Genomic DNA, 26959 nt, shown 5'->3' on the forward strand with positions numbered 1-26959 from the left:
AGCGGCTATCCTCAACATTTTATACTTTCTTACTCTTTAAGATATAACGTTCGAGATTAGCGTTTGTTCATTTCATTTGGATGTGTTCCGCTTCGGACATTGCGATCCAGACCGTCAATTGTTTTCAGTTCTTCTTCACTTAACTCAAAATCAAATACGTCCAGATTTTCTTCAATCCGAGAAGGTGTTACTGATTTTGGTATCACAATCAAATCCGATTGCAGGTGCCAGCGAAGAATCACTTGCGCAATTGTTTTCCCTTTTGCTTCAGCAATTTGCTTAAGAGCTTCATCCTCCAAAACATCTCTGCCGTTCATAAGCGGGCTGTAAGCTTCTACATGAATGCCTTTTTCTTTACAAAATGCACGCAATTCTTTTTGCTGAAGATATGGGTGGCATTCCACCTGGTTCACAGCAGGAACAACTTCACATTCGTCTAATAAGCGTTGTAAATGCTCCACTTCAAAGTTGCATACACCTATAGCTTTTGCCTTGCCATCCTTGTATATTTTCTCCAAAGCTTTGTACGTATCAATATACTGGTCATATTCTGGAGTCGGCCAGTGAATCAGATATAAATCTACATAATCAGTTCCAAGTCTTTTTAAGCTTGCATCAAATGCTTTTAAGGTTTCATCATAACCATGGTCTGCATTCCATACTTTGGTTGTAAGGAAGATTTCTTCACGTGCTACACCGCTATTTGCAATTGCTTGTCCAACGCCTTCTTCATTTCCATAAACCTTCGCTGTATCGATCGAACGGTAACCAGACTTTAACGCATGCTCCACAGCAGGAATCGCTTCTTGATTTTCTACTTTCCAGACTCCAAAACCAAGCTGCGGCATTTCCATTCCATTATTAAGTGTCACGTATTTCATATTCTCAAATCTCCTCCTGCAAGTAATTTTATTTCTGTTTGGTACTATTAGATTGTGTCTTTTTCAAGTAATTCATTTTGATTTTACAATAATAGACAGACAAAACAAAGAAAAGTGCTTAGTACTATTAAAGAATATCCTCATTGCATGGAAAATCCGCAAGCTGTGAAATTATTTTTTACCACTTAAAAAACAATTTGTCGTATGGTCATTTACCATGCCGGTTGCCTGCATAAATGAGTAACAGATTACCGGCCCGACAAAGGAAAACCCTCTCTTTTTCAAATCCTTGCTTATTTGCTTTGACAAGTCTGTCTGAGCAGGCACATCTTCATGCTTTTTCCACTGATTTACAATAGGCTTTCTATCGACGAATCCCCATATATATTGATCGAACGAGCCATACTCTTCCTGAACCTGTTGGAACGCCTTCGCATTTTTTATTACAGATTCAATTTTTCGTCTGTTGCGGATAATTCCCTCATCCTGCATCAATGCTTCTACTTTCTCATCTGAATAAGCAGCGATCACATCTACTTCAAAGTTATCAAAAGCCCGGCGGTAATTTTCCCGGCGTTTTAGAATTGTAATCCAGCTTAATCCCGCCTGCGCACCTTCCAGGGTCAGCATTTCAAATAGATAGCGGTCGTCGCCGAAGACCGGAGTTCCCCATTCTTCATCATGATAAGCAATATAAATAGGCTCCTCACTCACCCAGGCACAGCGTTCCTCACTCATCCTCTTCACCAACAGTTACTTCATTTTTTTCATAAGAAATCCAGTCACTGAAGCTGCCTGGATACAGCTTCACATTAGTAAATCCGACACTATCCAGCGCAAGGATATTCGGACATGCCGAAACACCAGACCCGCAGGAAACAATAATCTCATCGTCTTTATTCAACTGAGAAAAATGCTCCTGCAGCTGCTTCTCATTTTTCCAGGTGCCATCTTCTTTTAAAACACCCTTCCAAAAATAGTTCACTGCTCCTGGAATATGACCCGCGCGGGAATACATCGGCTCTTCATCTCCTAAATATCTGGCGCTTGCCCTCGAATCAATAACTGTTGTCCCAGGAGAGGTCAGCTTCTCCTTTACTTCTTCCATATCAACATAGCGATTTTTCTTCTCATTTCTCTGAAAGGTTTTAGGCTGAAGATTCGGAACTTCTGTGGTAAGCTCTCCCCCCTCTTCTACCCAGCGGTCTAAACCGCCGTCCAGAATATACACCTTCTCGTGACCTAAGTAGTCAAGCAGCCACCAAAAACGCGGTGCAAACATATCGTTTCCCTGGTCATATACCACAACCGTTGTATCGTTTGAGATACCTAGTTTCCCAAGTTTATGTGCAAACAGCTCCCATTCGGGTAAAGGGTGATTTCCGCCATGCTTCCCCGCCTTGCCAGACAAATCTCTATTTAGATCCATATAGACAGCACCGGGTAAATGGCCTCGTAAATAAGCCTTCCGTCCAGCATCATCATCCATTAAATCAAACCGCACATCAACAATAACAATATTATTTTGCGTTAAGCGATGCTTCAATCTTTCTACGCTAATGATGTTTTTCAAAATCATACCCTCCCAAATTCTATTTTTACTAATCATATCATTTCTTGTTTATTTTAACAGAAATCGGATAAGTACGTATTCAAAGAAAGCCAAGTTAAAAGCAAGAATCTCATTACTTCGACACTTATCATGTGAGGATTTTTTAAATTTCCTTTATAAGTTGAGTTATGCTTTAGCTGTTTTTGAAAATATGCTTTATTTGATATACGAAGGGGCTATTCCATTGATGTTACCTGACAAATATATAGCAGATCTGCTTGTAAGAATGTCTCATTATTCCAATGCAATAGAAAATAACACCATTACATTACCAGAAACAGTATCTATCATTGTACACAGCGTTATCCCTAATAATGTTTCATTAAGAGAATTTTATGAAATTGATAACCACCAATATGCTATGGAATATGTACTGTCTGCCAATATACTTGAAGAAAAATTTTCAATTGATACATTGCTAAAGATGCATGAAATATTGATGGATAAACTTCATCATGAAAAGGGAAGTTTAAATCACAATATAATGCTATTTTAGCCGTTGATTTTGATACAGCTTCCCCTGCTGATACTCCTTTATTGATGAAGCAATGGGTCGATAATACAAATTTCAGGCTTGAATTAGCCAAGACGCAAAAAGAAATGATTACAGTGATTTGTGAGAGTCATATTGAATTCGAACGTATTCATCCCTTTGCTGATGGAAATGGGCGGATAGACCGATTAATGATGACTTATTTGCTTTTAAAAAATAATTTACCGCCTCTTATTATCAAAGGAAAAGAAAAAGTAGTCTATACAAGATTCTTAGCAAACCAGGATATAAAAGAATTTAGTGGTTTTGCAGAGGAGAAGGTGACAAAAGAAAAGGAAAGAATTAAAGCTTTTGAAAACAGGCAATCCAATGATCTATAAATAAGGGAATTTTTGAAATCATTAAAAAATATTCCAATACAGATTTTTATTTAGACTATGGTAAACTATACAAAGAAACGTGGAATGAGCATTGCATTCATTTTCACGTCAAAACTACTTTAACGAAATAAAATTTACTTAGAAGGAGTCTTTTTAATGAAGGAAAAACTAATCAAACGTCTGGAAACCTATGCAAAAATAGATACCCAATCGGACATGAACTCGGAAACAACGCCTTCTACACCGGGACAATGGGATTTAATTAAACTGTTGGAAAAGGAACTGAAGGAGGTTGGACTGGAAGAAGTATCCTATGATGAAAATGGTTATTTAATGGCTACGCTTCCGGCTAACACAGATAAGGATATTCCAGCGATCGGATTCCTGGCACATGTCGATACCGCAACAGACTTTACCGGAAAAGGCGTATCGCCAAAAGTAATCAATTATGAAGGCGGGGACATTGTATTGAATGAAGCTTTACAAGTAATTCTTTCCCCGGATAAATTTCCAGAGCTTTCAAATTATCTAGGACATCAATTGATGGTTACGGATGGAACAACTTTGCTTGGTGCAGATGACAAGGCGGGTATTGCTGAAATTATGACTGCAGTGGAATACTTGATAAATCATCCGGAAATCAAGCACGGAAAAATTCGTGTTGCTTTTACACCAGATGAAGAAATCGGCCGCGGTCCGCATAAATTTGATGTAGAACGCTTTGGCTGTGACTATGCCTATACCGTAGACGGCGGACCATTAGGCGAGCTGCAGTTTGAAAGCTTTAACGCGGCAGCTGCCAGAGTAACTTTTTATGGAAATAGCGTACACCCGGGAACAGCAAAAAATAAAATGGTAAACGCCGGCAAAATGGCTGCACAATTTATTTGCAAATTTCCTGATGAAGAATCCCCGGAGCACACAGAAGAATACGAAGGCTTCTATCACCTGATCTCTGTAGAAGGAGATGTGGAAAAAACAACCGTATACTATATCATCCGGGACCATGACCGGGATAAGTTCGAAGCCCGTAAACAAACACTTACACAGTATGTGGAAGAGATAAAAAGCGGATATGGCGAGGAGTCAGTTCAATTAGAAATGAATGATCAATATTACAATATGCGTGAAAAAATTGAGCCTGTAAAGCATATTGTGGATATTGCCGGTCAAGCGATGAAAAATCTTGATATCGAACCAGTTATCCAGCCTGTCCGCGGAGGTACTGACGGCTCACAAATCTCGTTTATGGGACTGCCGACTCCAAACCTGTTTACTGGAGGCGAGAACTTCCATGGCAAGTTTGAATATATTTCTATAAATAATATGGAAAAAGCAGCGAAAGTAATTGTGGAAATCAGCCGTTTGTTTGCAGCTGAAAAATAATATGCACTTTTCCCTGCCAAAGAAACCTGATAAAATCAGCTCGTTGATTTTATCAGGTTTTTCCATTAAAAATTATCTCTTTCTCACTTTCTTTCTACGCTAAAATTACATATACTAAATATAAAATAAAACTTCTATTGGCTGGAGGTTTACGAACACTCATACTGTGGTAAATTTATTCTACAAAACACTGTTAAAAACATAAATTATCAGTTTATAAAACTTTATTTAAAGTAAGGAGATTTCTCAATGCAATTACTTAGCTGGATTATCTTCCCGGCCGTCTGCTTAATGCTTATCACCTGTCCATCTCATGAATCCCTTAAAGAAAATACAGATTCGAAAGCTTTTAAACAGCTTATCACGCAAGCAGAATCATATGTCAAAGAAGAGACAACTCCTCCTGATGCCTATCTGCAGAAGTTTGACCAGGACGAGAATGTACAGCTGTTAAAAGCGGCTTTAAACCAAATCGGCTATGATTTAGAGCTATCTGATTTTTACGATGAAGAGCTTACCTGGGCTGTTACAGACTTCCAGATACAATCTGAAAATGCTTCTATTTCAGGCATTTATGATGAAGCAACGAAAGAAGAATTACTGTCTTATTTTAAGGAAGATAAAAATATTGAACCTGGAGAGGGTTTAGCTCATCCCCCTGAGGAACCGGAAGTTACAGAAGCTGGGACAGAAGTTGTCGGCAACCCATATGATGAATTAGCATTGGTAAACAAAAGCTTTGCACTTCCTGAGAATTATATCCCGGAAGACTTGATGGTGCCAGATGTGCCATTCCCTTTCACAGAGGACTTACCTAAAAAATACATGCGCGAAAATGCAGCACATGCACTTGAAGATTTATTTGATGCTGCTGAAGATGCCGGGCTGGAATTGTTTGCCCAATCCGGATACCGTTCTTATGACCGGCAAGTGGAGGTATTTTCAGCCAATGCCTCGCAGCATGGTGAGGATTACGCAAACACATTCAGCGCACGTCCCGGGGAAAGCGAGCATCAGACCGGGCTTGCTATGGATGTAACCAGTGCAGAAGTAAATTTAGAATTAGTAACAGAGTTTGGTGAAACAGAGGAAGGTAAATGGCTTGCTGAAAATGCACCGGAATTTGGTTTTATTATCCGATTCCCTGAAGGCAAAGAAGATATCACCGGGTATCAATATGAGCCTTGGCATGTTCGTTATGTAGGCGAAAAAGCGGCAAAATATGTAACTGAAAAAGGCATTACTTTCGAAGAGTATATAGAGCAATTTGATAAATAGATTTATGGAGAAAATGCGGTGGAATATTTGTACATTCCAGCGTATTTTCTTATACTGTAAAACTTATATAGAATCTCCACAAGGCTTTCCTCTCCGGGAGATATGTTAAAATTGATATTGAAAATTAAATTAAGAAGGGTTGATCATATGAATAATAATGAGTCTATTAAACTAACCGCTTTATCCTCCAAAGGTGGATGCGGCTGTAAAATCGGGCCGGCAGATTTACGACAGGTTTTACAGTCCCTTTCTCCTGCAACAGATAACCCTAATTTATTAGTTGGTCTGGATACCAGTGATGATGCAGGTGTCTATAAATTAAATGATGACACGGCGATTGTTCAGACACTCGACTTCTTCACACCGATTGTAGATGACCCTTACTCCTTTGGGCAAATTGCTGCTGCCAATGCAATCAGTGATGTCTACGCAATGGGAGGAAAGCCGATTACAGCTTTAAATATTGTCGCTTTTCCAATTGCTGATTTAGATAAACAGATTCTTTCCCGCATCTTAGAAGGTGCAGACAGCAAGCTGAAAGAAGCTGGCGTAGCCTTGGTCGGCGGTCATTCCATCGATGATAAAGAACCCAAATTTGGATTGTCTGTTACCGGAACAATCCATCCAGATAAAATTCGCACAAACAGTGGTGCACAGCCAGGTGATGTTCTTATTTTAACCAAACCAATCGGCGTTGGAATTCTGACCACATCTATTAAAAGAGGCCTGGTAAACGAAGCAGAAATAGAACGTGTCACACAGGTAATGGCGACGCTGAATAAAACGGCTGCAGAAACGATGGATAACTATGAAGTACATGCCTGTACGGATGTTACCGGATTTGGTTTACTTGGACATGCCTCTGAAATGGCAAAAGGAAGCAATGCCGAAATCCGGATTTCGAATCAACAGGTGCCTGTTTTGCCAAGAGTGAAGGAGCTTGCTGAAAACGGAGCTGTACCAGGCGGTACGAAGAATAATTTTAATTACTTAAAAGAAGATGTTACTTTTGCGGAACCGCTGAATCAAATTGATCAATGGATATTATGTGATGCGGTAACCTCAGGAGGTTTATTAGCAGCTGTAAAACAAGCAGATGCTGAAAAATTACTTGCAGATCTTCGTGATAAAAACATTGAAGCTGCAATTATTGGCAGCGTCGCAGATGGGAATAATGGTCATATAACTGTGGAAGAATAATTCGTTTGTTAGGACGTGAAGATATGTTTCAGGATATTGAGTTACATGATTTATTGAAGAGGCAAAAGGAAGGCTCCATTGCATTAGTTGATGTGCGTTCTCCACAGGAATTTGCTGAATTCCATATTCCGGGAAGCATAAACATTCCTGTCTTTAATAATGAAGAGCGTGCAGAGGTAGGCACCATTTATAAACAAATCAGTCCAGAAGCGGCGAAGGAGAAAGGGCTAGAGATTTTTTCTGCAAAGCTGCCGCAGTTTATTGCCGAGTTTCAATCACTTGGAAAAGAAAAGGTTGTCTACTGCTGGCGCGGCGGGATGCGGAGTAAAACTGCGGCAACAGTAGTCGATTTAATGGGACAGCAGATTTCCAGATTGAATGGCGGTATCCGCTCATACAGAAAATGGGTGGTAAACAAATTAGAGCAGAAGCAGTTCTCTCCAAAAATGTACGTGCTAAATGGCTATACAGGCTCTGGTAAAACTATTTTGTTACACCGGTTAAAACAACTGGGTTATCCTGTCCTTGATTTAGAAGGGTTGGCAAAGCATCGGGGCTCTATATTCGGTCAAATCGGATTGAATCCGAATAATCAAAAAACCTTTGAATCTTTACTGGTTCAGGAAATGGAACGCTATAATCAAATGCCTTTTATTCTGCTCGAAGGAGAAAGTAAGCGTATTGGCAAGGCAACACTGCCTTTATTTTTACATGAAGAAAAAGAAGCAAGCATGCAGCTGTTTATCCATTTGCCTTTGGAAAAAAGAATTCAAAATATATTGCGTGAGTACAATCCTGAAGAACATCAAGCGCAAGTAATAGAAGCTTTTCAAAGAATTCAAAAGCATATTCACACACCTGTAGCTAAACAAATTGCCGATGACATAGAGCAGGGTAATTTCTCGTCCGCTATAGCACTTTTACTGGAATATTATTACGATCCAAGATATGAGCACACTCTCCATCATTATCCGGGGGACAAACAAATTCATATCCATGCCAATGATCTTGATGAAGCACTAAATGCGGTTGTCAGCTTTATCAGGCAGGAAGAACATACAAATATTAAGCTATAAGTGGATATTTTATAAGCTCCCATCCCCTATGATAATCATCAGTCGGATGAGAGCTTATTTCATGTATTGAATTAAATCCACAGCTTAATTCGTGAACGTTGTTGCTGAAGCCGCCCCTTTCTCGTCAGCCTTCACACAATCAATAGCGACAACAAGTGCAATAATGGTGGTTTCCATCTCTTCATTCACTACCTGCACCTTGTAGCTGTCTCCCCAGGTAAACCACTCCTTACTTACTTCTCCGACGAGTTCGCCATGCTGATACACCTGAAAGCGCATATCCCACCAGTTACCACGTACCTCAATACCTGCCGCATCAATTGAATAGCGTGCTTTAAAGAAGGAAATTCCCTTCTTAATCGCTAACACTTCCTGCCCATTTACCTCCACAAAAAACTTCGGCAAAAAGCTGAATGTTTTTTTCGTTATGTGTGCTACTTCCTCCTCTCTTGCGTCCTTAATAGAGAACGTCTTTGGAATTCGCATAAAGCTGCCTGCCACAAAGTAGACATCTTTTTCCTGTTGATCCTTCACTGTAAACTTTTCATTGAAGCTGAATACCTTTTGCTTTATATATAATTGTTTCATGATTTACCTCCTTTGATATACTGCTTTTATTTAAATCTAAATACGTTTGTCTTACATACAGATTCAAATGATAAGGTATTATTTAATACTAAAATTCTCCCTATAAGGTTTCACTCTTATAGGGATTTTATCAAATTATACTGTCTGGCTGAAACTTATTACAGCTTCCAAAGTATTTTCGGCTTTTCAACAAGCCAACTAAAAAAGTAACTTTCTTCCACATCACAAAGTCCAGATTGTGCATAAAAAGTTATTTTCTGAACAAATTAGGGATAATCAAAACAACGAGGTGTCCGATGTTATGTCCTATCGTAAATTTCTAAAAAAAATGAAACCTAAAGAGCAAAGGAAAGATTTAGAAAAAGTTGAACAAAAAAGCATTGGCACTTCGATTACCGAAAATCTGAATATCATCAAACAAAAAACTGGAAATAGTCCAGATATCATTATCCGCATGCTTACTTTTAGTCATGATCCCGAGGTGTCTACTGCTATTGTTCATGTAGACGGGCTGGTAGACAATCCAACGATTAATGAATTTTTGGTGCAATCCATGGAGGATAGTGTTCAAGAAAAACTGGAGGAAAAAGATCTTTTCAAGGTTTTTTCCGAAAAAGTTGTTGCCGTCAGCAGCTTGGAAACCCTGAAAGATTGGGATTCCTTATTCTTGGCTCTGCTTTCCGGGGACACCGTTATTCTCGCAGATGGAAAAAATGAAGCACTGATTGCAAGTACCCGAGGCGGAGAAAGACGCCTCGTTGAACAGTCTGATTCTGAAATAACATTACGCGGATCTAAAGAAGGGTTTACCGAATCCATTAACACTAATACTGCACTCGTGCGCCGAATTATTAAAAATCCGAATTTATGGGTAGAATCCATGAATCTCGGAAAACAGACGAACACAGACCTTTCCATTATGTATATCAATGGCATAGTCGATACCGACATAGTGAAAGAAGTCCGCCAACGCTTGGCACGGGTGAATCTCGATGCCATTCTGGATTCAGGTTATATTGAACAGGTAATTGAAGATGAGAGTTCCGGGCTGTTTCCAACAATCACTCATACTGAACGGCCTGATGCGGTTGCCGGCAATTTACTGGAAGGCAGGGTGGCTATTTTTGTCAGCGGAACTCCTCATGTGTTAATTGTTCCTGCTGTCATGATTCAATTCTTCCAAACGCCGGAAGACTATTACGTGCGCTTCCCGATTAGTACTTTGATTCGGATGCTGCGCGTTTTCATGTTTTTGATTTCTTTGATTGGTCCTGCTTTTTACGTGGCAGTTACAACCTTTCATCAGGAAATGATCCCAACAGACCTGCTCGTTATTATTGCTTCACAGACCGAATCCGTACCTTTTCCAGCGATTGTAGAAGCGCTGATTATGGAAGTCACTTTTGAGATTTTGCGGGAAGCCGGTTTAAGGATGCCGAATAAAATCAGCGCGACCATCTCGATTGTTGGGGCGCTTGTCATTGGGCAAGGGGTTATTCAGGCCGGGATTGTCTCTCCGGCAATGGTTATTGTCGTTGCAACTACAGCGATTGCCAGTCTGGCCACTCCCAATTATGACATCGCTATTTCTGCCCGTCTGCTACGCTTTGCTTTTATGCTAAGCGCAGCGATTGCCGGATTTTACGGTATCATCCTTGGCTTAATTATGCTGATTGTCCATCTCGCCAGCTTGCGTTCATTTGGGATTCCTTATCTGACCCCATTGGCACCATTGGAATGGAAAAGCTTAAAGGATACCATTATTCGCGGTCCAATCTGGTCATTCAATGAAAGACCAGAATCCCTTCATCCCCAAAATCCAGTTCGCCAAGGTAAGAACCAAAAACCTCTGCCGCCTTTAAAACGGCGAATGGTCAGAGCGGATACGAAAGAAGGAGATAAAAATGAATCGTAAATGGATAATTTCTTTTTTCGTGGCAGTCTGTCTCCCTTTCCTTTCCGGGTGCTGGAGCAGTATCGAATTAAAAGAATTAGCAATTGTCTCAGCCTATGCGCTTGATAAAAAGGAAGACGGTACGTATGTCGGCACTTTTCAATTAATCAATCCAATGAACGTGCCCGGGGCGCTTCAAGGGGGAGCATCCGGGCAAAAGCCAAGCATTGCCACTTATACTGCAACAGGAGGAAATCCGCTGGAAGTAGCTGATAATGCATCCACAAAGGTTTCAAGAGATCTCTATTTTGCACATACCAGCCTGTTGGTTATCAGTGAAGAGCTTGCCAGGGAAGAGGGACTTTCCTCTATTTTAGATGCAATGGAGCGCGGCCTTGAATTTCGGACAACAACAAATATAGTGATCAGCCGGGATATCAAAGCAGGTGATTTCGTTCAGGTTTTAACGGCTATTGATCAGGTCCCTGCAGAAAAAGCAATTAAGTCTTTAGACTTCACTGAAAAACTGTACGGAGAAAATATAGCTACCAATCTGCAGAAATTCATCAAGGCTGCTGTTTCAACAGGAAAAGAGCCGCTAGTAAGCGGATTCATTGTATCAGGAGATATCGAGAAAGCAAAAACCATGGAACAGCTTCAATCATCGGAAGGGGCAGCAACAATTGAAGTAAATGGTATTGGCGTTTTTAAAGAAGGGAAGCTGGTAAACTGGATTGAGGGCGAAAAGAGTGAAGGAACGTTATGGGTATTAGACCAAATCCAGCAGGCACCTGTAGATATTGATTGGGAGGGACAAAAAGAAGCCATCTCCTATAAAGTCATACGCCAAAAAACAAATGTAGAAGCAAAAACAAAAGGCGGTAAGCCAGTAATTTCAGTGAAAATTCGTGCAGAAGGAGATCTTCGCGCGATAGAGGTGCCAGTTAATGTGACCGACCCGCATGTATTGTTACGGATTGAGAAAGTATTGCAGGAGAAAATTAAGGATGAAGCAGAAGCAACAATCCAGGAAGCACAGAAAACCAAAACCGATATCTTTGGCTTCGGAGAAAAGCTGCATCAATCTGAACCAGATAATTGGAAGAAACTTGAGCAGGAATGGCAGGATGTTTATTTTCCTGCATTGGATGTCGATGTGACAGTGGAAGCCTTTATTCGCCGTACAGGGATGAGAAACAACCCGTATCTTTTTGATTTGAACAAGAAAAGCGACTAAAAAGGAGGGAATTCGTGTATGGAAAAGGCAAAAATCAGCACAAGTCAATTGTTTATCCTTATGATTTTATTTCAGCTAAGCAATTCGCTGCTGATTCCTCTTGGAATGAAAGCGGGGCGTGACAGCTGGTTAGTAATTCTGATTGCGGCGGTGGTAAGCATCTTCTTATTTTTTATTTATCGGGCGCTTTACCTGTATTATCCTTCACTCTTGCTGACGGACTATACAGAGAAACTGATTGGGAAGTTTTTAGGAAGAATCCTGGCATTCTTATATATTCTCTTCTTTTTATACTGTGCTGCGAGAGTATTGCGGGAATTTGGTGTTATGCTGCTGTCTTTTGCCTTTCCGGAAACCCCTCTATTCGTTGCGTGCGCTATGATGATCCTTGTGGTTATTTACACTGTGTTTAAAGGCATTGAAGTAGTTGCCAGAACAGGGGAAATGCTTTTTGTCATCATGATTATGCTTGCATTCTTTCTGTTTCTCCTTATTGCTATCTCAGGTTTGATTGATGTCTCCAATTTAAGACCGGCCTTTGAAGATTCATCAAAAGTATTAAATACTGTCTTTACAGAAACTCTGTATGTTCCCTTTGGCGAAATCATCGTATTTACAATGATTTTCCCCTATTTAAATCAAGCAAAAAAAATGGGAAAAACAGGTGTAGCGGCAATCAGTATAACCGGCGCCGCTCTCGCTTTCACCACGGTTTTGAATATAAGTGTTCTCGGTGTACCTCTTATTGAACGCTCCCTTTTTCCCTTATTAACAACCATTCAGTCTATTCAAGTCGGCGGATTTTTACAACGTCTGGACGTTATCTTTATTCTTGCTCTGGTAATTGGGGGGTTCTTTAAAGTTACAGTATATACATACTGTGCTGTCATCGGTGCTTCCAGTTTGTTTGATATTAAAAAACCCTCTAAGCTGGCTTATCCGATGGGGATGACAGTTTTATTTTTATCCATGGTTATTGCGAGTAATTACTCTGAGCATATTGAAGAAGGGTTAAAGATATTTCCGCTCTATGCACAGCTCCCTTTTCAAATTATTCTTCCTGTTTTGCTGCTTATCATCGCCTTTATCAAAAACAGAAAAAAAGAATAGAGTGCCTATATTAACGGAAAGATATTTAAATATTGATTGGAGAGTGTAATAAAGTGAAAATCATTGGTATTTGTTTGTTCATGTTCATCATTCTAACTGGCGTTTCCTTAGGGATTGATTATTTGAATAGATATGAAATGCCCACTTTTAGATCTCTGAATCCTTTATATGTAATGGAAATTCCTGAATTAGCAATCATGTATATGCTTCTTCTCTTCTTATTTGTTGACCCTTTACTTTCTTTTTTGCAAAAACGGCGAAATCGAAAAAAAGGAGATTAGAAAATACATTCTCCTGCCTTCGAGATAATATTTTATGATTTGTCATTTTAATTTTAAAATCCATTTGCAAAGATTTTATAAATTCGTTACAATTTAATTGATAATAGTTATCAATTAAATTGTATAGGGGTTTATTTTATGAGTCGAACAGAGCTTGCAAAATTAATTCGCGAACGTCGCGCCATCAAAAAAGGATACAATGATAAGAAAGTAACGAGAGAAACTGTGATGCAATTATTGGAGGAATCCATCTGGGCTCCCACTCATGGGATGAGGCAGCCATGGCGCTTTGTATTTGTTGATAAAGATCACCTTCCCGGTTTTGCTAAAAAAGTTGCTGCTACATATCCTGAAGAAAGACAAGAAAATCGTGAAAATTACTTAAATGAGCCAAATGCCATTCTTGTTGTCATCATGGAGACTTCCGATATACCAAAGCAATGGGATGAAAACTTTGGTGCTGTCTCCGCCATGATTCAGAATTTTTGGCTATTGGCATGGGAAGAGAAGCTTGGTATCGTTTGGAAAACGAATCCACATATCTATGATGAGAAAGTAAAAGAGATTCTCCATGTGAAGGACAATGAGAAAATCGCCGCTTTTATTCATATGGGTTATTTTGATGAAACACCTGAGGAGAAAGAACGTATTCCTTTGGCAGATAAATTTGAAGTATTTGAAGAGGATGTTCAAAAAGTCCAATAAAAATGACACGGCGAATTTCTACGTTGACGAGCTTTTTCCAATACTCACGTATTATAAAGCATACGCTCCGTTTGGAAAAAGCTCGTCGCCTTGAACTTCTTGATCCTATTTATCGGACTTTCTGAACACACACTTAAAGATAATAAAATCAGATAATTTTATTTTTTTCTATAAATCTATTGACAAGTGCCCGTCTCTTCGTTTAGTATTAATTTCAATAATTAAATGATGTGGCGTTGATGAAGAATAGTAATTACAGGTGAACTCTCAAGAGAGCTGATGGCCGCTGTGAATCAGTGAGTATCCTTGTAATGAATGGACTTCGGAGCTCCAAACCGAAACATAATCGGAGTAGGCTTTGGCGGAATGGTTTCCCGTTATGGAAACTTAGAAGATAGTAATCTTCTTTTAGAGTGAGCTGCATGTCAGCTAATAAAGGTGGTACCACGGTCCCTCGTCCTTTTTATATATGGATGAGGGGCCTTTTTGATTTCAGGAAAAATAAATGTTCAAAAAGTACGATGAAAAAGACCGAGAAGTTCGAGGAAGCGCCGTTTTGAGTAGCGGAATGTATATTTTTAGATACATGGCGCCACGGAAAAGCAAGCTAACGAGCTTTGATAACTTCTACGTTGCCCACACGACGTGGGCGTTCTTAGTAGAAGATTCTTTTCTAGCAGCGTCATTTTTATTGGACTTTTTGAACCTCCTATATGATAAGCGATGATGAAGAGTAGTAAATAATCTGCACTGCATAACAGAGAGCTGATAACTGGGTGGAATATCAGTATGCAGGGATTATTGAATGGACTTCAGAGTGTTTTTCTTAAATGGTGCATCTGTACCTGAGTAGGAAAAAACGTATTTCCGACGTTATACGGATAGGGTATCTGAATTTTTTCAGTACCTAATAAAGATAGAAAGAGTATTCTTTCTAAACAGAGGTGGCACCGCGGCTCCATCGTCCTCTATAAGCACATAGCTGTGTTTATAGAGGGCTTTTTTTATTTCAAAATATTAATCACAGAATCTTCAAACATAAAGGAGAGATAATCATGACTGCACATATAACACATCAAACCTGTTCTATAGATGGATTAATTCCCATTCAAGTTTTTCAAGTCTTGCCAAAAGCAAAAAAATACCTGCTGGAAAGCAGCTTTCCACATGAAGAAAAAGGGCGCTATTCCTTTATTGGTCTTCATCCTTATCAGGAAATTATCGGATGTGGGAAAGAAACTATGCTTATCAGCGATTCTCATGTAGAACCGCTTGTTGTACACCAGCACGCGCTGCATTTCTTACAGGAGATTATGCCGAAAATTAAATTATCTCTTCCCCTCCCCTTCTATGGCGGAGCAGTCGGGTATATCGGCTATGATACCATTCAATCTTTTGAAGATATTGGTCCATCTCCATTTGATGATCGGGATATGCCGGATATTCATTTGATGCTTTTTGAGGATACGATTATTTTCGACCATGAAGAAAATAAATTGCATTTTATCGCTATCGACCGGAACGGCGATGCAGAAGAAAAACGTGCGCAGCGTATTCAAAAACTGAAGCAATATGTGGAGCGGGCCAAATATACTGTACTTCCTGAACCACAAAAATATGCTTTCACTCCGGAAACAGACCAGAGAAAATTCGAAGAGAACGTACAGATTGCCAAGGATTACTTACAAAAAGGTGAAATTTTTCAGGTTGTTTTATCCCAGCGTTTTTCAAGAGAGATTGAAAATGAAAGAGAGTTCGGACTTTCCTTCTACGAGCAATTACGGAGATATAACGCTTCCCCATATATGTTCTATATTGACTTTCTGGACTATACCGTACTCGGTGCTTCCCCGGAAAGTTTGATAGAAACAAATGGAAGCCGTGTTGTCACCAATCCTATTGCAGGAACAAGAAAACGGGGACAGAACGAACTGGAAGATCAGGCACTCGCTGAAGAGCTGCTTGCCGATGAAAAAGAACGGGCAGAGCATCGGATGCTTGTTGATTTAAGCAGAAATGATTTAGGCCGCGTTTGCGAGGTAGGCAGTATCGAAATTCCAGTCTATATGACAATTGAGCGTTATCAGCATGTGATGCATATTGTTTCAGAGGTTACAGGGGAATTACGTTCCGATTATTCAGGGATTGATGCTCTTATCTCTTGTCTCCCCGCTGGAACAGTATCAGGAGCACCGAAAATTCGGGCGATGCAAATCATTAATGACCTGGAAACAATAAAACGCGGTCCTTACGGCGGTGGAATCGGCTTTATTAACTTTGAACATGATGTGCATATTGCACTTGCCATCCGCTCCATCGTTATGAAGGGGAACAAAGCTTATTTTCAATCTGGAGCCGGTATCGTATATGACTCCGTTCCGTTCAATGAATATATGGAAACCATTAACAAAGGAAGATCTTTTATGGAGGTGCCTGAACTTGATTCTATTAATTGATAATTATGATTCTTTCACATATAACCTGTATCAATATGTTTCCGAATGTGGCGTACATGTTGAAGTAATCCGTAATGATGAAGTCACTCTGGAAACAATCCAATCATTAGAGCCCGAAGCTATTATTATTTCACCTGGACCAGGTTCTCCAAAGGATGCCGGAAACTGTATTGATATCGTGCAGTCCTTTTATAAACAGCTGCCGATACTTGGAATCTGCTTAGGCCATCAAGTGATCATGGAAGCTCTGGGCGGAAGAGTTATTCAGGCCTCTACCATTAAGCACGGAAAAACATCGCTGATTCAGCATGATGGCTCTGGACTGTTCCAAGATCTCTCTAATCCAGTTGAGGTGATGCGTTATCACTCTCTTGCCGCGGAGCAAATCTCGGTACCATCTGAACTACGTATTACAGCAACTGCTTTAGATGATGATGAAATTATGGGTGTAACACATCAAGTGTACCCAGTTTATGGATTGCAATTCCATCCTGAATCAATCGGAACACTGGATGGAAAACGAATTATTTCTCATTTTGTTGAGAAAGTGATAAAGCAGAAGGAGGAAGTAACCCAATGAAACCGCATTTTAGTCAATTACTCGAAGGAAATAACTTATCATTTGAAGAAACAAAGGCATTATTTAATGCCTGTTTCCAGGAGGATGTTTCAGATACTGAGCTTGCTGCCATCTTAGTTGCTTTAAAAATGAAGCAGCCGACAGCTGAAGAGCTGGCCGGTCTGGCGGAAGTGATTCATACCAGCTCCCCTTTCCAATTTGAATTGGGAATTCCAGCAATGGATAACTGCGGAACAGGCGGAGATCGTTCTAACAGCTTTAATATCAGTACTTGTTCAGCATTTGTTTTAGCAGGTGCCGGTATTACTGTTGCTAAGCATGGAAACCGCCGTATTTCCAGCCAGACCGGGAGTGCAGATGTATTAGAAGAACTGGGAGTCTCTCTGAATCTGACAAAATCACAGCTCAAATATATGCTGAAGGAGAATCAAATTGCCTTTTTATTCGCACAGCATGTTCATCCAACCCTGAAACAAATTGCCGGCGTACGTCAGAAGCTTCGTACACCGACCATTTTCAATTTAGTGGGTCCTTTAACTAATCCTGTTGCTTTAAGCTCACAGCTGATAGGCGTTTATTCCAATGAAGCATTGCCAATTGTGGCAAAATCTTTAAAAACGCTTGGCAGAAAACGGGCACTGGTCATTCATGGTGCAGGCGGTATGGATGAAGCCTCTCTTCAGGGTGAGAATAAATTTATTTTACTGGAAGACAACGAATTAAAAGATGGATCTCTCCATCCAGAAGAAGTTGGTTTATCCGTATATGACAATCAGAAAATTGAAGGCGGCGATGCCAAGGTCAATGCAAAAATTCTGCTCTCTGTATTAAATGGGGAGCCTGGAGCATACCTGGATACAGTTCTGTTTAATGCAGCAATCGCTTTATTTGCCACCGGGAATGTCGATTCAATTAAAGATGGAGTCGAAGTTGCTAAAGACAGTGTATTCTCCGGAAATGCAAAAGCAAGATTGAATGCATTAGTTCAATACAGTCAGGAAATAAAACGTGAGGTGGTTTAAATGACTTTTTTAGAAAAAATAATTGATAAGAAAAAACAGGAGATCGCCCAGCGGAAATTACAGGTAGACGGGAATTATACTCGAACAAATCCAATTTATTCATTGCATGAAAAAGTCCAGGCAGCCGATCATATATCCATTATTTCAGAAATCAAACGGGCCTCCCCTTCCAAAGGGCCGATTCAAATGGACGTAGATATACTGGAGCAAGCAAAACAATATGAACAATCCGGCGCAGCTGCGATTTCTGTTTTGACGGATGAAAGCTTTTTTCACGGTTCCTTAGAAGATCTCAGGGCTGTCAGTGAAGCTGTTTCCGTGCCAGTTCTGTGCAAAGATTTTATTATTGATGAGATTCAAATCGATGATGCAAAAAATGCAGGGGCATCCATTATTCTGTTAATCCTCGCTGCATTGCCGCTTGAACGATTTCAGCGTCTATACAGCTATGCGACAGAGCAGGGCCTCGAAGTATTATGTGAGGTCCATAATGCGGATGAATTAAAAGATGCACTATCAGTCAGTCCAAAAATCGTCGGTATTAATAACCGCAATTTAAAAACATTTGAAGTGGATTTACAAACAATCGCAGAGCTTGTTCAGCAAATAGATGAAAAGGGACTTACCATTATATCTGAAAGCGGTATGCGCACGAAAGAAGATGCAGAGCTGGCAAGAGACGCCGGTGCTAATACCATTCTGGTCGGTGAAACGCTGATGCGTTCAGATAATGTGGAAAAAGATATGCAGGCACTGCAGGTACCACTCTCCTCTGCGAAAGGGGCTTCCTGATATGCTTGTTAAAATCTGCGGGATCACATCTCCTGAAATTGCACAGGTCTCAGTCCATGCTGGAGCAGATTTTTTAGGATTTGTTTTTGCGAAAAGCAAGCGTGAAGTCTCTATAAATCAAGCACGAGAAATTATTGCAACGTTGCCTGACCATGTAAAAAGCGTTGGTGTTTTTGTAAATAAAGATGTACAGGAAATAGAAGAAATCGCTCAGGAAGCAGGACTTGATTTTATACAGCTGCATGGAGAAGAATCTGCTCAAGTCGTCTCCCAGCTCACATATCCGGTCATTAAATCACTTCCCGGTACAGAGGAAGGATTAAAGAAGACGGCACAATATGATGCTGTTTCTTATCTGCTGATGGATAGTCCTCCCCTGCCCCATGCACACGGAGGGAACGGGACTACATTCAACTGGTCCATCTTAAATGGAATTGACTTTTCTGACAAACTGATTTTAGCAGGAGGACTGACACCGGAAAATGTTGCTGAAGCCATTAAACAGGTGAACCCGATTGGTGTGGATGTTTCCAGCGGTGTAGAAACAAACGGAAAAAAAGATCTGGATAAAATAAAATCATTTATCCACGCAGCAAAAAGAACTGTAGAAAGGAATCAATAATATGCAAACATACACATTCCCAGATGAATCAGGAAAATACGGCAAATTCGGCGGCAGATATATACCCGAATTACTTATGCCAGCTGTCTTAGAGCTTGAAGAAGCATATGAAGCAGCAAAAAAAGACCCTTCTTTTCAGGAGGAATTAAATAACTATCTGACAGAATACATTGGCAGAACGACCCCGTTTTATGAGGCAGAGCAATTAAGCAAGCATTTAAGCGGACCAAAAATTTATTTAAAACGGGAGGATCTCAATCATACCGGGGCTCATAAAATTAATAACACCATCGGACAGGCACTTCTGACTTTGCGGATGGGCAAAAAGAAAGTTGTCGCTGAAACAGGAGCCGGTCAGCACGGTGTAGCTACAGCAACCGTCTGCGCTCTGCTTGGTTTAGAGTGTATCGTTTTTATGGGCAACGAGGATATTAGAAGGCAGAAGCTCAACGTCTTTCGAATGGAGCTTTTAGGAGCAAAGGTTGTCGGTGTCTCTCAAGGAAGCGCAACATTAAAGGACGCCGTGAACGAGGCTCTACGCTATTGGGTTAATAATGTTCACGACACCCATTATATCATCGGCTCTGTTGTCGGGCCTCATCCCTTCCCCCGCATTGTCCGGGATTTTCAATCGGTTATTGGTTCCGAAACAAAGCAGCAAAGTCTGGAAAAGCAAGGGAAGCTGCCAGATGCTATCGTAGCCTGTGTTGGCGGCGGAAGCAATGCAATGGGAATGTTCTATCCTTTTGTGGAGGATAAAGAAGTTGCCTTATATGGTGTCGAAGCAGCAGGGAAAGGCGTTGACACCAATGAACATGCAGCCACGTTAACTGGCGGGTCTCCCGGGATGCTGCACGGTACATTTACTTATTTGCTGCAGGATGAAGCCGGTCAGATCCAGGAAGCAGCCTCTATATCTGCCGGATTAGATTATCCTGGTATTGGGCCAGAACACAGCCACCTGTATGATACCGGCCGGGTTACCTATCCTTCCATTACAGATGAAGAAGCATTAGAAGCCTTTCAGCTGCTTGCCAAATTAGAAGGAATTATCCCTGCTCTTGAAAGTGCACATGCAGTTGCCTATGCCTGCAAGCTGGCTGGAGAAATGTCCTCTGACCAGTCATTGGTTATCTGTCTGTCCGGACGCGGAGATAAGGATGTAGAACAAGTCAAAGCAAAACTGGAGGAGGATTCCAATGGGAAAGCATAAATTAGAAAATACATTAAATCAGATAAAAGCAACCGGAAAGCCTCTTTTCATTCCATATATGATGGCAGGTGACGGCGGCATTGACCAAATCAATGAACGCATTAACTTCTTAGCAGAATGTGGTGCATCTGCGATTGAACTGGGCATTCCTTTTTCCGATCCAGTGGCAGATGGCCCTGTCATTCAGGATGCCGGGCTGCGTGCATTACAGAATGGAACGACATTAAAGCTTGTCCTGGATGAGGTGCGTAAGCAAAAAGAATCTCGGAGCATCCCAATTATTTTAATGACCTATATTAATCCAATCTGGAACTATGGCTATGAACAATTTGCTAAAGACTGTGATGCTGCAGGAGTAGACGGCATTATTATCCCGGATATCCCAATGGAAGAGGAAGAAGATATTGCAGCACAGCTTTCCGCTAATGGTATCGCCTTTATCCGGTTAGCTGCGATGACAAGTCCAGATGAACGCCTGAAGAAAATCGCAGGAATGTCAGAAGGCTTTTTATACGCTGTTTCTGTCAGCGGTACTACCGGCGAGCGTGCACAGCATGAAGAAAACACACTTAACTATTTGGAAAAACTAACTAAATTGAGCTCTGTACCTGTTCTGGCCGGCTTCGGGATTTCTAATCCAGACCAGGCAAAATACCTAGCTGCTTATTGTGATGGTGTTATTGTCGGCAGTAAGATTGTCCACTTATTCGCAGAAGAAAAACAAACTGAAATTAGGGAATTAATTGGCGAGACAATTAAATAAATGTATGTTTGCATTGATATAAGTGACGAGACAACCATTTTTATATTGCATAAACTATATTAGAATCTAGACAACGTTGTCATTGATTCAAACCATCACAACAACCCATGCCTTGAGGGAGCTGTATGCCATACACAGCTCCTGTTTTTTTGTCTTCTTGTTCAAAATTGTACCGTCACAATTCCTTCATATATTTTTCAAGCAAAACACTTGTCATTCTGCATAGAATACTATATCATCTAAAAAGACTAACCAGTCAGTTTTAATAAACAGACTTTTAACCCGACAAATTTAGGTTATAAAATGTTCATTAACTAATCTGACGTATTAAATAGACAGTTTATCTTCCGGGAATTGCCTAGCAGGTTTAAAAACAGTCTATTATCTGTGCGGAAAAGAAGGTGAAAAGATGGCGCCGCGAATTTCTGAGGAAGCAAAAAAAGCAAGGAGAGATCATTTGCTGGAAGCAGCACTCGAATGTTTCTCCTCCAAAGGATATTATGCATCAACAGTTGATGATATAGTTCGTTACGCTAATCTGAGCAAAGGCTCTGTCTATAACTACTTTGAAAGTAAAGAGGATATTTTTATCCATTTACTTGAAAAGAAACGCACAGAGTCTATGGAGCATTTAAAAGAAAAGCTGGATAAAATAGATAGTCCGACGAAAAAATTACAGCACTGGATTCATGAAGATATTCCTTACAGCCTGAATAAAAAGAAATTTATGCGTGTTCACATTGAATTTTGGCTCTACTCCGCTGATTCACCTAAGCTGAAGGAAATTCTGTCAAAACGCTTTGACACAATGGTTGATATGACAATAGCCATCATCACTGATGGTAAAAAAAGAGGCGAGTTTAGACAGGATTTAGATGTGGAACAGGCAACTGCCATGTTTTGGTCTTTGCATGATGGAATATGGCTGCATGCAGTAATCGGCTATGATGTTAAAAAGCTGGAATCTCATATCAGAGAGATGGAAAACGTGTTTATGGCATATATTCAATAAAAGTACACATCTTTTCCTTTTGCTTCACATACATTAAGAAACTGACCGGTCATTTTTAAAAAGGAAGGTGAAATATATGTTAAAGAAACTTTTTGGACGTAAGCGTAAAGCACAACAGGATATTTATATGCAAAATGAAGAGCATTTACTACGTGAACGCTTAGCTGTTGAATACGATACAATTCGCGCTGGCATCAGATAATTTATAAATAACGCCTCAGTACTCCATCCGGAAGCACTGAGGCATTATTTTTTTTGTCTATCCCTATAGTAATCATTTAATCTATATACTTTGACTTTTTTACAAAGCTGCATTTCTTTGCCAGATAATACCCCAGAAGAAACCCAATAAAATTTAGAATAATATCATCTATATCCACAGACCTTGTTGCAAACCCTATATAATGGAATAAAAGCTGTCCAAGTTCAATAACGACTGGAATTAAAATTGCTGCTGTGATTGTCTTTTTTAAAGAAACCCCATTAAAATACAAATAAACTCCCATCGGTAATGTAAGCAAGATATTCCCTAACAAATTAGTCCCGGCAATCCAAATAGAAATATCACCAGCAAAAATAGCTTTCACATATCCGCCGATTATATAAAAAGGAACTGCATTTATAGTTATATATTCTAATGCTATAGGCAAATAAAACCACACGATGTAAGCTAATATAAAAACATAAAATAGAAACACCATATGGATAATTTCTGTAGACAGATAATCAAATTTCTTCCTGATTAATTTATAAACTATGTAAAAGATCAGGATTGGTAAAAAAATAAAACTCAGCTGGACAATACTTAATAGCAGAAAATTCACCGCCCTGCTTTACTAGTAAAATACAGAATAAAGGTTCTCCCTCTATTCTGTATTTTATTTTTATTCATCCTCAAATTCCATCTGGTTTAATTCAAAATACTGATATTGCTTCATAGAATCTGCCGCTTGAATAATGCCTTGATAAACGTTTTCCCCTGTCTCCAAATCAAACACGTTTATGGAAACGTCAGTCGCAGTTAATGTAGAAAACGCAGGAAATGCAATATAGAAGTACCCATTCCGGATAGCAGTTATTGGATAAACATCCTCTGGATTGATCTCTAAGTCGCCATTTAACACGTTTTCTTCAAAAACAACGTCTTTTTCCTCTAAATTCTCATCAAATCTTGTTAAAATGTAATTATCTCTTTGCAGCAACCCCACGTAAACAGCTCCATCATAGATTCGAAGAAATTCTCCTTCATATAATGTGTCTCCAAGAAGGTCAACCGATTTGAAACTATCTTCCTCTACATTATATAGCCGCAATTCATATTTGAGCGGAGAATCTCCTATATAACCGCCGTTCTGGTCTACTTTATATTCATCATAGATATAGAGATAATTCATTTCTCCGTTAATCAGACCGCTGTCCTGATAGATTAAAGTAGTATATATCCCTTCTTTTTGCTCAATATCTTTTGCCGGGAACTTGATATCCTCTAAAGTTTGATTATTTAAATCAATGACAAGAATCGCATCCTCATCCTGATAAATATCAGTTACCTCATCATACTGTCCTTCCATATATACCTGGGCATATAATTTATTATCATTGACACTTATAGAATTCACACCATAGATCCGTTGATTTTCTTCGACAGAAAGTTCAAATTCGTTTACCAAATCTGTTTCTTTATCAAGTATTTCTATATGAATATCATTCGATTCATCGATTCCCCAGCCTAAATTGTCTCCATCTACATAAATAAGCTGGTTTTCTGTTTCTATAAAGTTCTCACTCCAAGTGTTTTTCCCGCGCATAAAGCTTTTATACTCTTTAACATACTTTTCCATCTGTAAATCCTGATAGTACCAGCCATAATACATTCCTCTTCCTAGTTCAATCCGCTTTGATTCTTCTAAAGATAAACGGAAGGGATCTGGTACTACATTATAATATGGTGAGTAGTAGCTTCGTTGTGCATCACCATAGATTAATACATCTTTTACAGCCTCTTCATCCCCTGATACTGTTTTCCAATTAAAATCAACCTCTTCCTTATCTATTAAGTAAAAGCCGATGATGATAACGGAGATGAAAATTAATGCAATATATATGGTTAGGTAGCGTTTTACATGTTTCATCTCTATCACACCCTTATCTTTCTATTTAATAAATGATTACTAAGGAAAATCGATATGATGGAAAGAACAATTGCTATTGCAAATTGCATCCACAAGACCTCATTATCAAAAAAATAGTCCTTCATAATTATTTGCAAAATATATGGTGAGAACACCAGAATTAACGCTCCGATTCCATAAAAAGCTGCTATAAATACACCACGGAAACGGTAGCTGCGTTCAATTAAAATCATGGTAAACAGTACAATAACGAAGGCTATACCGAAACCGTAATTAATAATAAAATCAATAAAATTCTCTGGAAGCAGGAATCTTAAATAATATAAGCTTCTAACCATGCCCTGAGTGGTTAGATCTAACCGGTAATCCACCGGGATAATCAGCTTTAATATGACTTGCATTACAGGCAGGATAGCTACTTGAAAAGCAACTAGCCCAAATACTAGCATCAAAATGACTGCTCCTTTTGAGAAAAACAGCTGAATACGTTTTACCGGCAGCATCAGCAGACGGTAAATGAAGGTATTCTTTCCTAACCAATCCCGATACCAGATAAATAAAATATAAATAAATATAGTCACTGCTGCAATGACAACAGGCAAGCTAAATATAAAGCTGGACAATATATTTATCATCGAAGCATACCCATTATCTTGAAGGAACTGCTCTTTGGATAACCCGTGTTTAACGATGCTTTCCGTAATTTCAGATTTCACCATAAAAGCATAAAATATTACACTGGCAGCCTCTATCAAAAATACAATCACTAGCAAAGTAATATAGATTGGTAAAAAACGCATAAATTCAAAGTTTACCAGCTTTCCAAAAAGCTTCATCCCTGATACACCTCCCTCATCACATCGATAACGGATTTGGCCTCTTCTTCTCTTACTTGCTCCGTCATAAATTCTTTTCTCACAACTCCATCAGCTAATAAAACAGCCTTATCAATTAAATGCTCAATATCACTGATTTCGTGTGTTGTTATAATAACGCCGCGGTCCTCTACCAAATGACTGGAAAATACGTCTGCAATCTGCTCCCGACTGAAGATATCTATTCCGGAGAATGGCTCATCCATTAATATGTAATCAGCATCCATCGCAAGCCCCATTAATAAATTCACCTTCGCTGTATTTCCTTTAGACAATTGTGAGATACGTTCTTCCTCTTTGAGCTTAAAGAATTTTAATATTTCCTTTGCCCGTTCATCATTCCAATTTTGATAGAAATCACTCATAAATTGAAAAGCATCCTTTATCCGCATTTTAGGCAGAAGCGTCATCGCATCCGGAATATATGTTACCTTCTCCATTACTTCTGGAGATAATTTTTCACCATCAATCGTAATCTCGCCTTTTTGATAAGGTGTCAGGCCCATAATAGATTGAAGAATGGTCGTTTTGCCGGCACCATTAATTCCGATAAGACAAGTAATCTGCCCTTTATCCGCTTCAAAAGTAATCCCGTTTAAAATTGATTTTCTTCCATATCTTTTTTCTATACCAGTTAATTTAATCATGCTTTATTTCACCCTCCCCGCCCAGTTCATTTAATTTTGACTGTACAAGCTCAAAAACCTGTTCCTTTGGAATTTGCAAAGAGGTGATACGATCTACAAATTGATCAATCGCTTCTGTTATTAAAGTTTCACGAATTTCTTTAATACGCTTCGTTTCTTTTGTGATGATACTTGGTTTATTTCCATCCGTATAAATCAAGCCTTCCTCCTCCATTTCCTTATAAGCTCGCTGTACGGTATTTGGGTTAATTTTTAATTGCTGTGCTAATTCTCTGCGTGAAGGGATTTCTTGACCAGATTTCAATTCTCCAATTGCAATCTGCTCTTTAAAATACCTAATCACCTGAATATACACAGCCTCTCGCTTATCAAAGTGGATAGCCATCCAATTTCTCACCTCATTCTTCTAGTGCATACATATCTGCTGTATTAATACATTGATACATCTTGTAAGTGTATTATATGTATAATACACAAGAAAGACAACTATTTTCTTTATTAAAATTTAAATTTCTTAATTCACATTAGATTATCTTTTATATTTTAAAGCTAAGCAGGTTTTTAAAATGGAGAAATTACTATTTATTAATAACTCCACTTTCGCACCTGAGAATAAGCATCTATACCTTCCTATTCCAGGATGAACATGTTCTTCATTATCCTGCCTGCATATTGTTAAATCATCTTACTATTGAAATGAAGGTTGTGTATAGCTCCGCTCCGA

General features: G+C 39.4%; 29 protein-coding genes and 2 other annotated features. Of the genes, 20 read left to right on the forward strand and 9 right to left on the reverse strand.

The genetic code is table 11. The features are described 5' to 3' along the window. Positions 1 to 56 precede the first annotated feature (56 nt). The 3 genes from OSO01_RS14880 to OSO01_RS14890 form a co-directional block, all read right to left on the reverse strand. Positions 57 to 881, reverse strand: coding sequence for an aldo/keto reductase (locus OSO01_RS14880; protein WP_147211252.1), 825 nt, complete (start codon positions 879 to 881; stop codon positions 57 to 59). Between the two features lie 171 nt (positions 882 to 1052). Further along, the gene (locus tag OSO01_RS14885; protein ID WP_147211253.1) at positions 1053 to 1619 is read right to left on the reverse strand and encodes a DNA-3-methyladenine glycosylase I; all 567 of its coding nucleotides are present in this window, start codon (positions 1617 to 1619) and stop codon (positions 1053 to 1055) included. After that, complete coding sequence (locus tag OSO01_RS14890; RefSeq protein WP_147211254.1) at positions 1612 to 2454, reverse strand: sulfurtransferase; 843 nt, start codon at positions 2452 to 2454, stop codon at positions 1612 to 1614. The genes OSO01_RS14885 and OSO01_RS14890 overlap by 8 nt, the downstream gene beginning before the upstream one ends. 223 nt (positions 2455 to 2677) lie before the next feature. On the opposite strand from OSO01_RS14890, the gene OSO01_RS14895 reads away from it, so the two are divergent. From OSO01_RS14895 to mnmH, 6 genes are all read left to right on the forward strand, one after another. Next, positions 2678 to 2989 (forward strand): Fic family protein, encoded by a 312-nt coding sequence (locus tag OSO01_RS14895; RefSeq protein WP_156985665.1) that lies wholly within the window; start codon positions 2678 to 2680, stop codon positions 2987 to 2989. Positions 2990 to 3033: 44 nt separating this feature from the next. Further along, on the forward strand, positions 3034 to 3366 hold the full coding sequence (locus OSO01_RS14900) for a Fic family protein (protein ID WP_371863304.1): 333 nt from the start codon (positions 3034 to 3036) through the stop codon (positions 3364 to 3366). Positions 3367 to 3522: 156 nt separating this feature from the next. After that, positions 3523 to 4752, forward strand: coding sequence for a peptidase T (gene pepT / locus OSO01_RS14905; protein ID WP_147211257.1), 1230 nt, complete (start codon positions 3523 to 3525; stop codon positions 4750 to 4752). Between the two features lie 249 nt (positions 4753 to 5001). Further along, complete coding sequence (locus OSO01_RS14910) at positions 5002 to 6030, forward strand: D-alanyl-D-alanine carboxypeptidase family protein (RefSeq protein ID WP_147211258.1); 1029 nt, start codon at positions 5002 to 5004, stop codon at positions 6028 to 6030. A 147-nt stretch (positions 6031 to 6177) separates the two neighbouring features. Next, complete coding sequence (gene selD, locus OSO01_RS14915; RefSeq protein ID WP_147211259.1) at positions 6178 to 7230, forward strand: selenide, water dikinase SelD; 1053 nt, start codon at positions 6178 to 6180, stop codon at positions 7228 to 7230. Between the two features lie 23 nt (positions 7231 to 7253). Then, positions 7254 to 8306, forward strand: coding sequence for a tRNA 2-selenouridine(34) synthase MnmH (gene mnmH, locus OSO01_RS14920; protein WP_147211260.1), 1053 nt, complete (start codon positions 7254 to 7256; stop codon positions 8304 to 8306). An 84-nt stretch (positions 8307 to 8390) separates the two neighbouring features. Here the strand turns inward: mnmH and OSO01_RS14925 are convergent, their stop codons facing one another. Continuing rightward, positions 8391 to 8894, reverse strand: coding sequence for an LURP-one-related/scramblase family protein (locus tag OSO01_RS14925; protein ID WP_147211261.1), 504 nt, complete (start codon positions 8892 to 8894; stop codon positions 8391 to 8393). A 301-nt stretch (positions 8895 to 9195) separates the two neighbouring features. Here OSO01_RS14925 and OSO01_RS14930 point away from each other — a divergent pair, with 301 nt between their 5' ends. The 14 genes from OSO01_RS14930 (at position 9196) to OSO01_RS23950 (ending at position 22783) form a co-directional block, all read left to right on the forward strand. Continuing rightward, a complete protein-coding gene (locus OSO01_RS14930; RefSeq protein ID WP_147211262.1) occupies positions 9196 to 10809 on the forward strand; it encodes a spore germination protein in 1614 nt (537 codons plus the stop codon). Next, positions 10799 to 12025 carry a Ger(x)C family spore germination protein gene (locus tag OSO01_RS14935; RefSeq protein WP_147211263.1) on the forward strand — a complete coding sequence of 409 codons (1227 nt, stop codon included), beginning with the start codon at positions 10799 to 10801 and terminating at the stop codon, positions 12023 to 12025. The genes OSO01_RS14930 and OSO01_RS14935 overlap by 11 nt, the downstream gene beginning before the upstream one ends. Positions 12026 to 12043: 18 nt before the next feature. Beyond that, positions 12044 to 13135, forward strand: a complete 1092-nt coding sequence (locus tag OSO01_RS14940; protein ID WP_147211264.1) for a GerAB/ArcD/ProY family transporter — start codon at positions 12044 to 12046, stop codon at positions 13133 to 13135. 53 nt (positions 13136 to 13188) lie between these two features. Then, the gene (locus OSO01_RS24180; RefSeq protein WP_503826205.1) at positions 13189 to 13416 is read left to right on the forward strand and encodes a YczF family membrane protein; all 228 of its coding nucleotides are present in this window, start codon (positions 13189 to 13191) and stop codon (positions 13414 to 13416) included. A gap of 138 nt (positions 13417 to 13554) precedes the next feature. Further along, positions 13555 to 14121, forward strand: coding sequence for a nitroreductase family protein (locus OSO01_RS14945; RefSeq protein ID WP_147211265.1), 567 nt, complete (start codon positions 13555 to 13557; stop codon positions 14119 to 14121). Positions 14122 to 14348: 227 nt separating this feature from the next. Beyond that, positions 14349 to 14586 (forward strand) — a binding site (T-box leader). Between the two features lie 249 nt (positions 14587 to 14835). Then, positions 14836 to 15093 (forward strand) — a binding site (T-box leader). An 83-nt stretch (positions 15094 to 15176) separates the two neighbouring features. Further along, complete coding sequence (gene trpE / locus OSO01_RS14950) at positions 15177 to 16577, forward strand: anthranilate synthase component I (RefSeq protein ID WP_147211266.1); 1401 nt, start codon at positions 15177 to 15179, stop codon at positions 16575 to 16577. Continuing rightward, positions 16561 to 17157 (forward strand): anthranilate synthase component II, encoded by a 597-nt coding sequence (locus OSO01_RS14955; RefSeq protein WP_147211267.1) that lies wholly within the window; start codon positions 16561 to 16563, stop codon positions 17155 to 17157. Before trpE ends, OSO01_RS14955 begins: the two co-directional genes overlap by 17 nt. Next, complete coding sequence (gene trpD, locus OSO01_RS14960; protein WP_147211268.1) at positions 17154 to 18179, forward strand: anthranilate phosphoribosyltransferase; 1026 nt, start codon at positions 17154 to 17156, stop codon at positions 18177 to 18179. Before OSO01_RS14955 ends, trpD begins: the two co-directional genes overlap by 4 nt. Then, a complete protein-coding gene (gene trpC, locus OSO01_RS14965) occupies positions 18180 to 18971 on the forward strand; it encodes an indole-3-glycerol phosphate synthase TrpC (RefSeq protein ID WP_147211269.1) in 792 nt (263 codons plus the stop codon). A gap of 1 nt (position 18972) precedes the next feature. Beyond that, a complete protein-coding gene (locus OSO01_RS14970; protein ID WP_147211270.1) occupies positions 18973 to 19593 on the forward strand; it encodes a phosphoribosylanthranilate isomerase in 621 nt (206 codons plus the stop codon). Between the two features lies 1 nt (position 19594). Continuing rightward, on the forward strand, positions 19595 to 20806 hold the full coding sequence (trpB, locus tag OSO01_RS14975; protein WP_147211271.1) for a tryptophan synthase subunit beta: 1212 nt from the start codon (positions 19595 to 19597) through the stop codon (positions 20804 to 20806). After that, a complete protein-coding gene (gene trpA, locus OSO01_RS14980; RefSeq protein WP_147211272.1) occupies positions 20793 to 21569 on the forward strand; it encodes a tryptophan synthase subunit alpha in 777 nt (258 codons plus the stop codon). Before trpB ends, trpA begins: the two co-directional genes overlap by 14 nt. A 409-nt stretch (positions 21570 to 21978) precedes the next feature. Beyond that, positions 21979 to 22581 (forward strand): TetR/AcrR family transcriptional regulator, encoded by a 603-nt coding sequence (locus OSO01_RS14985; protein ID WP_147211273.1) that lies wholly within the window; start codon positions 21979 to 21981, stop codon positions 22579 to 22581. Between the two features lie 76 nt (positions 22582 to 22657). Continuing rightward, positions 22658 to 22783, forward strand: coding sequence for a hypothetical protein (locus OSO01_RS23950; RefSeq protein WP_255473818.1), 126 nt, complete (start codon positions 22658 to 22660; stop codon positions 22781 to 22783). A gap of 76 nt (positions 22784 to 22859) precedes the next feature. Here the strand turns inward: OSO01_RS23950 and OSO01_RS14990 are convergent, their stop codons facing one another. The 5 genes from OSO01_RS14990 to OSO01_RS15010 form a co-directional block, all read right to left on the reverse strand. Continuing rightward, positions 22860 to 23282 (reverse strand): VanZ family protein, encoded by a 423-nt coding sequence (locus OSO01_RS14990; protein ID WP_186813672.1) that lies wholly within the window; start codon positions 23280 to 23282, stop codon positions 22860 to 22862. 183 nt (positions 23283 to 23465) lie between these two features. Continuing rightward, complete coding sequence (locus OSO01_RS14995; protein WP_147211275.1) at positions 23466 to 24713, reverse strand: hypothetical protein; 1248 nt, start codon at positions 24711 to 24713, stop codon at positions 23466 to 23468. A 5-nt stretch (positions 24714 to 24718) separates the two neighbouring features. After that, positions 24719 to 25549, reverse strand: coding sequence for a hypothetical protein (locus OSO01_RS15000; RefSeq protein ID WP_147211276.1), 831 nt, complete (start codon positions 25547 to 25549; stop codon positions 24719 to 24721). Further along, a complete protein-coding gene (locus OSO01_RS15005) occupies positions 25546 to 26235 on the reverse strand; it encodes an ATP-binding cassette domain-containing protein (protein WP_147211277.1) in 690 nt (229 codons plus the stop codon). The genes OSO01_RS15000 and OSO01_RS15005 overlap by 4 nt, the downstream gene beginning before the upstream one ends. Then, the gene (locus OSO01_RS15010; protein WP_147211278.1) at positions 26228 to 26620 is read right to left on the reverse strand and encodes a GntR family transcriptional regulator; all 393 of its coding nucleotides are present in this window, start codon (positions 26618 to 26620) and stop codon (positions 26228 to 26230) included. The genes OSO01_RS15005 and OSO01_RS15010 overlap by 8 nt, the downstream gene beginning before the upstream one ends. Positions 26621 to 26959 lie beyond the last annotated feature (339 nt).

The organism is Oceanobacillus sojae (genome assembly GCF_007991515.1).
Lineage (GTDB): Bacteria > Bacillota > Bacilli > Bacillales > Amphibacillaceae > Oceanobacillus > Oceanobacillus sojae.

Bases quoted from the DNA above. Each gene is read 5' to 3' on its own strand.
- OSO01_RS14880 (WP_147211252.1), bottom strand. From the start codon at position 881: ATGAAATACGTGACACTTAATAATGGAATGGAAATGCCGCAGCTTGGT.
- OSO01_RS14885 (WP_147211253.1), bottom strand. From the start codon at position 1,619: ATGAGTGAGGAACGCTGTGCCTGGGTGAGTGAGGAGCCTATTTATATT.
- OSO01_RS14900 (WP_371863304.1), top strand. From the start codon at position 3,034: ATGAAGCAATGGGTCGATAATACAAATTTCAGGCTTGAATTAGCCAAG.
- pepT (WP_147211257.1), top strand. From the start codon at position 3,523: ATGAAGGAAAAACTAATCAAACGTCTGGAAACCTATGCAAAAATAGAT.
- OSO01_RS14910 (WP_147211258.1), top strand. From the start codon at position 5,002: ATGCAATTACTTAGCTGGATTATCTTCCCGGCCGTCTGCTTAATGCTT.
- selD (WP_147211259.1), top strand. From the start codon at position 6,178: ATGAATAATAATGAGTCTATTAAACTAACCGCTTTATCCTCCAAAGGT.
- mnmH (WP_147211260.1), top strand. From the start codon at position 7,254: ATGTTTCAGGATATTGAGTTACATGATTTATTGAAGAGGCAAAAGGAA.
- OSO01_RS14925 (WP_147211261.1), bottom strand. From the start codon at position 8,894: ATGAAACAATTATATATAAAGCAAAAGGTATTCAGCTTCAATGAAAAG.
- OSO01_RS14930 (WP_147211262.1), top strand. From the start codon at position 9,196: ATGTCCTATCGTAAATTTCTAAAAAAAATGAAACCTAAAGAGCAAAGG.
- OSO01_RS14935 (WP_147211263.1), top strand. From the start codon at position 10,799: ATGAATCGTAAATGGATAATTTCTTTTTTCGTGGCAGTCTGTCTCCCT.
- OSO01_RS14940 (WP_147211264.1), top strand. From the start codon at position 12,044: ATGGAAAAGGCAAAAATCAGCACAAGTCAATTGTTTATCCTTATGATT.
- OSO01_RS14945 (WP_147211265.1), top strand. From the start codon at position 13,555: ATGAGTCGAACAGAGCTTGCAAAATTAATTCGCGAACGTCGCGCCATC.
- trpE (WP_147211266.1), top strand. From the start codon at position 15,177: ATGACTGCACATATAACACATCAAACCTGTTCTATAGATGGATTAATT.
- trpD (WP_147211268.1), top strand. From the start codon at position 17,154: ATGAAACCGCATTTTAGTCAATTACTCGAAGGAAATAACTTATCATTT.
- trpC (WP_147211269.1), top strand. From the start codon at position 18,180: ATGACTTTTTTAGAAAAAATAATTGATAAGAAAAAACAGGAGATCGCC.
- OSO01_RS14970 (WP_147211270.1), top strand. From the start codon at position 18,973: ATGCTTGTTAAAATCTGCGGGATCACATCTCCTGAAATTGCACAGGTC.
- trpB (WP_147211271.1), top strand. From the start codon at position 19,595: ATGCAAACATACACATTCCCAGATGAATCAGGAAAATACGGCAAATTC.
- trpA (WP_147211272.1), top strand. From the start codon at position 20,793: ATGGGAAAGCATAAATTAGAAAATACATTAAATCAGATAAAAGCAACC.
- OSO01_RS14985 (WP_147211273.1), top strand. From the start codon at position 21,979: ATGGCGCCGCGAATTTCTGAGGAAGCAAAAAAAGCAAGGAGAGATCAT.
- OSO01_RS23950 (WP_255473818.1), top strand. From the start codon at position 22,658: ATGTTAAAGAAACTTTTTGGACGTAAGCGTAAAGCACAACAGGATATT.
- OSO01_RS14990 (WP_186813672.1), bottom strand. From the start codon at position 23,282: ATGGTGTTTCTATTTTATGTTTTTATATTAGCTTACATCGTGTGGTTT.
- OSO01_RS14995 (WP_147211275.1), bottom strand. From the start codon at position 24,713: ATGAAACATGTAAAACGCTACCTAACCATATATATTGCATTAATTTTC.
- OSO01_RS15000 (WP_147211276.1), bottom strand. From the start codon at position 25,549: ATGAAGCTTTTTGGAAAGCTGGTAAACTTTGAATTTATGCGTTTTTTA.
- OSO01_RS15005 (WP_147211277.1), bottom strand. From the start codon at position 26,235: ATGATTAAATTAACTGGTATAGAAAAAAGATATGGAAGAAAATCAATT.
- OSO01_RS15010 (WP_147211278.1), bottom strand. From the start codon at position 26,620: ATGGCTATCCACTTTGATAAGCGAGAGGCTGTGTATATTCAGGTGATT.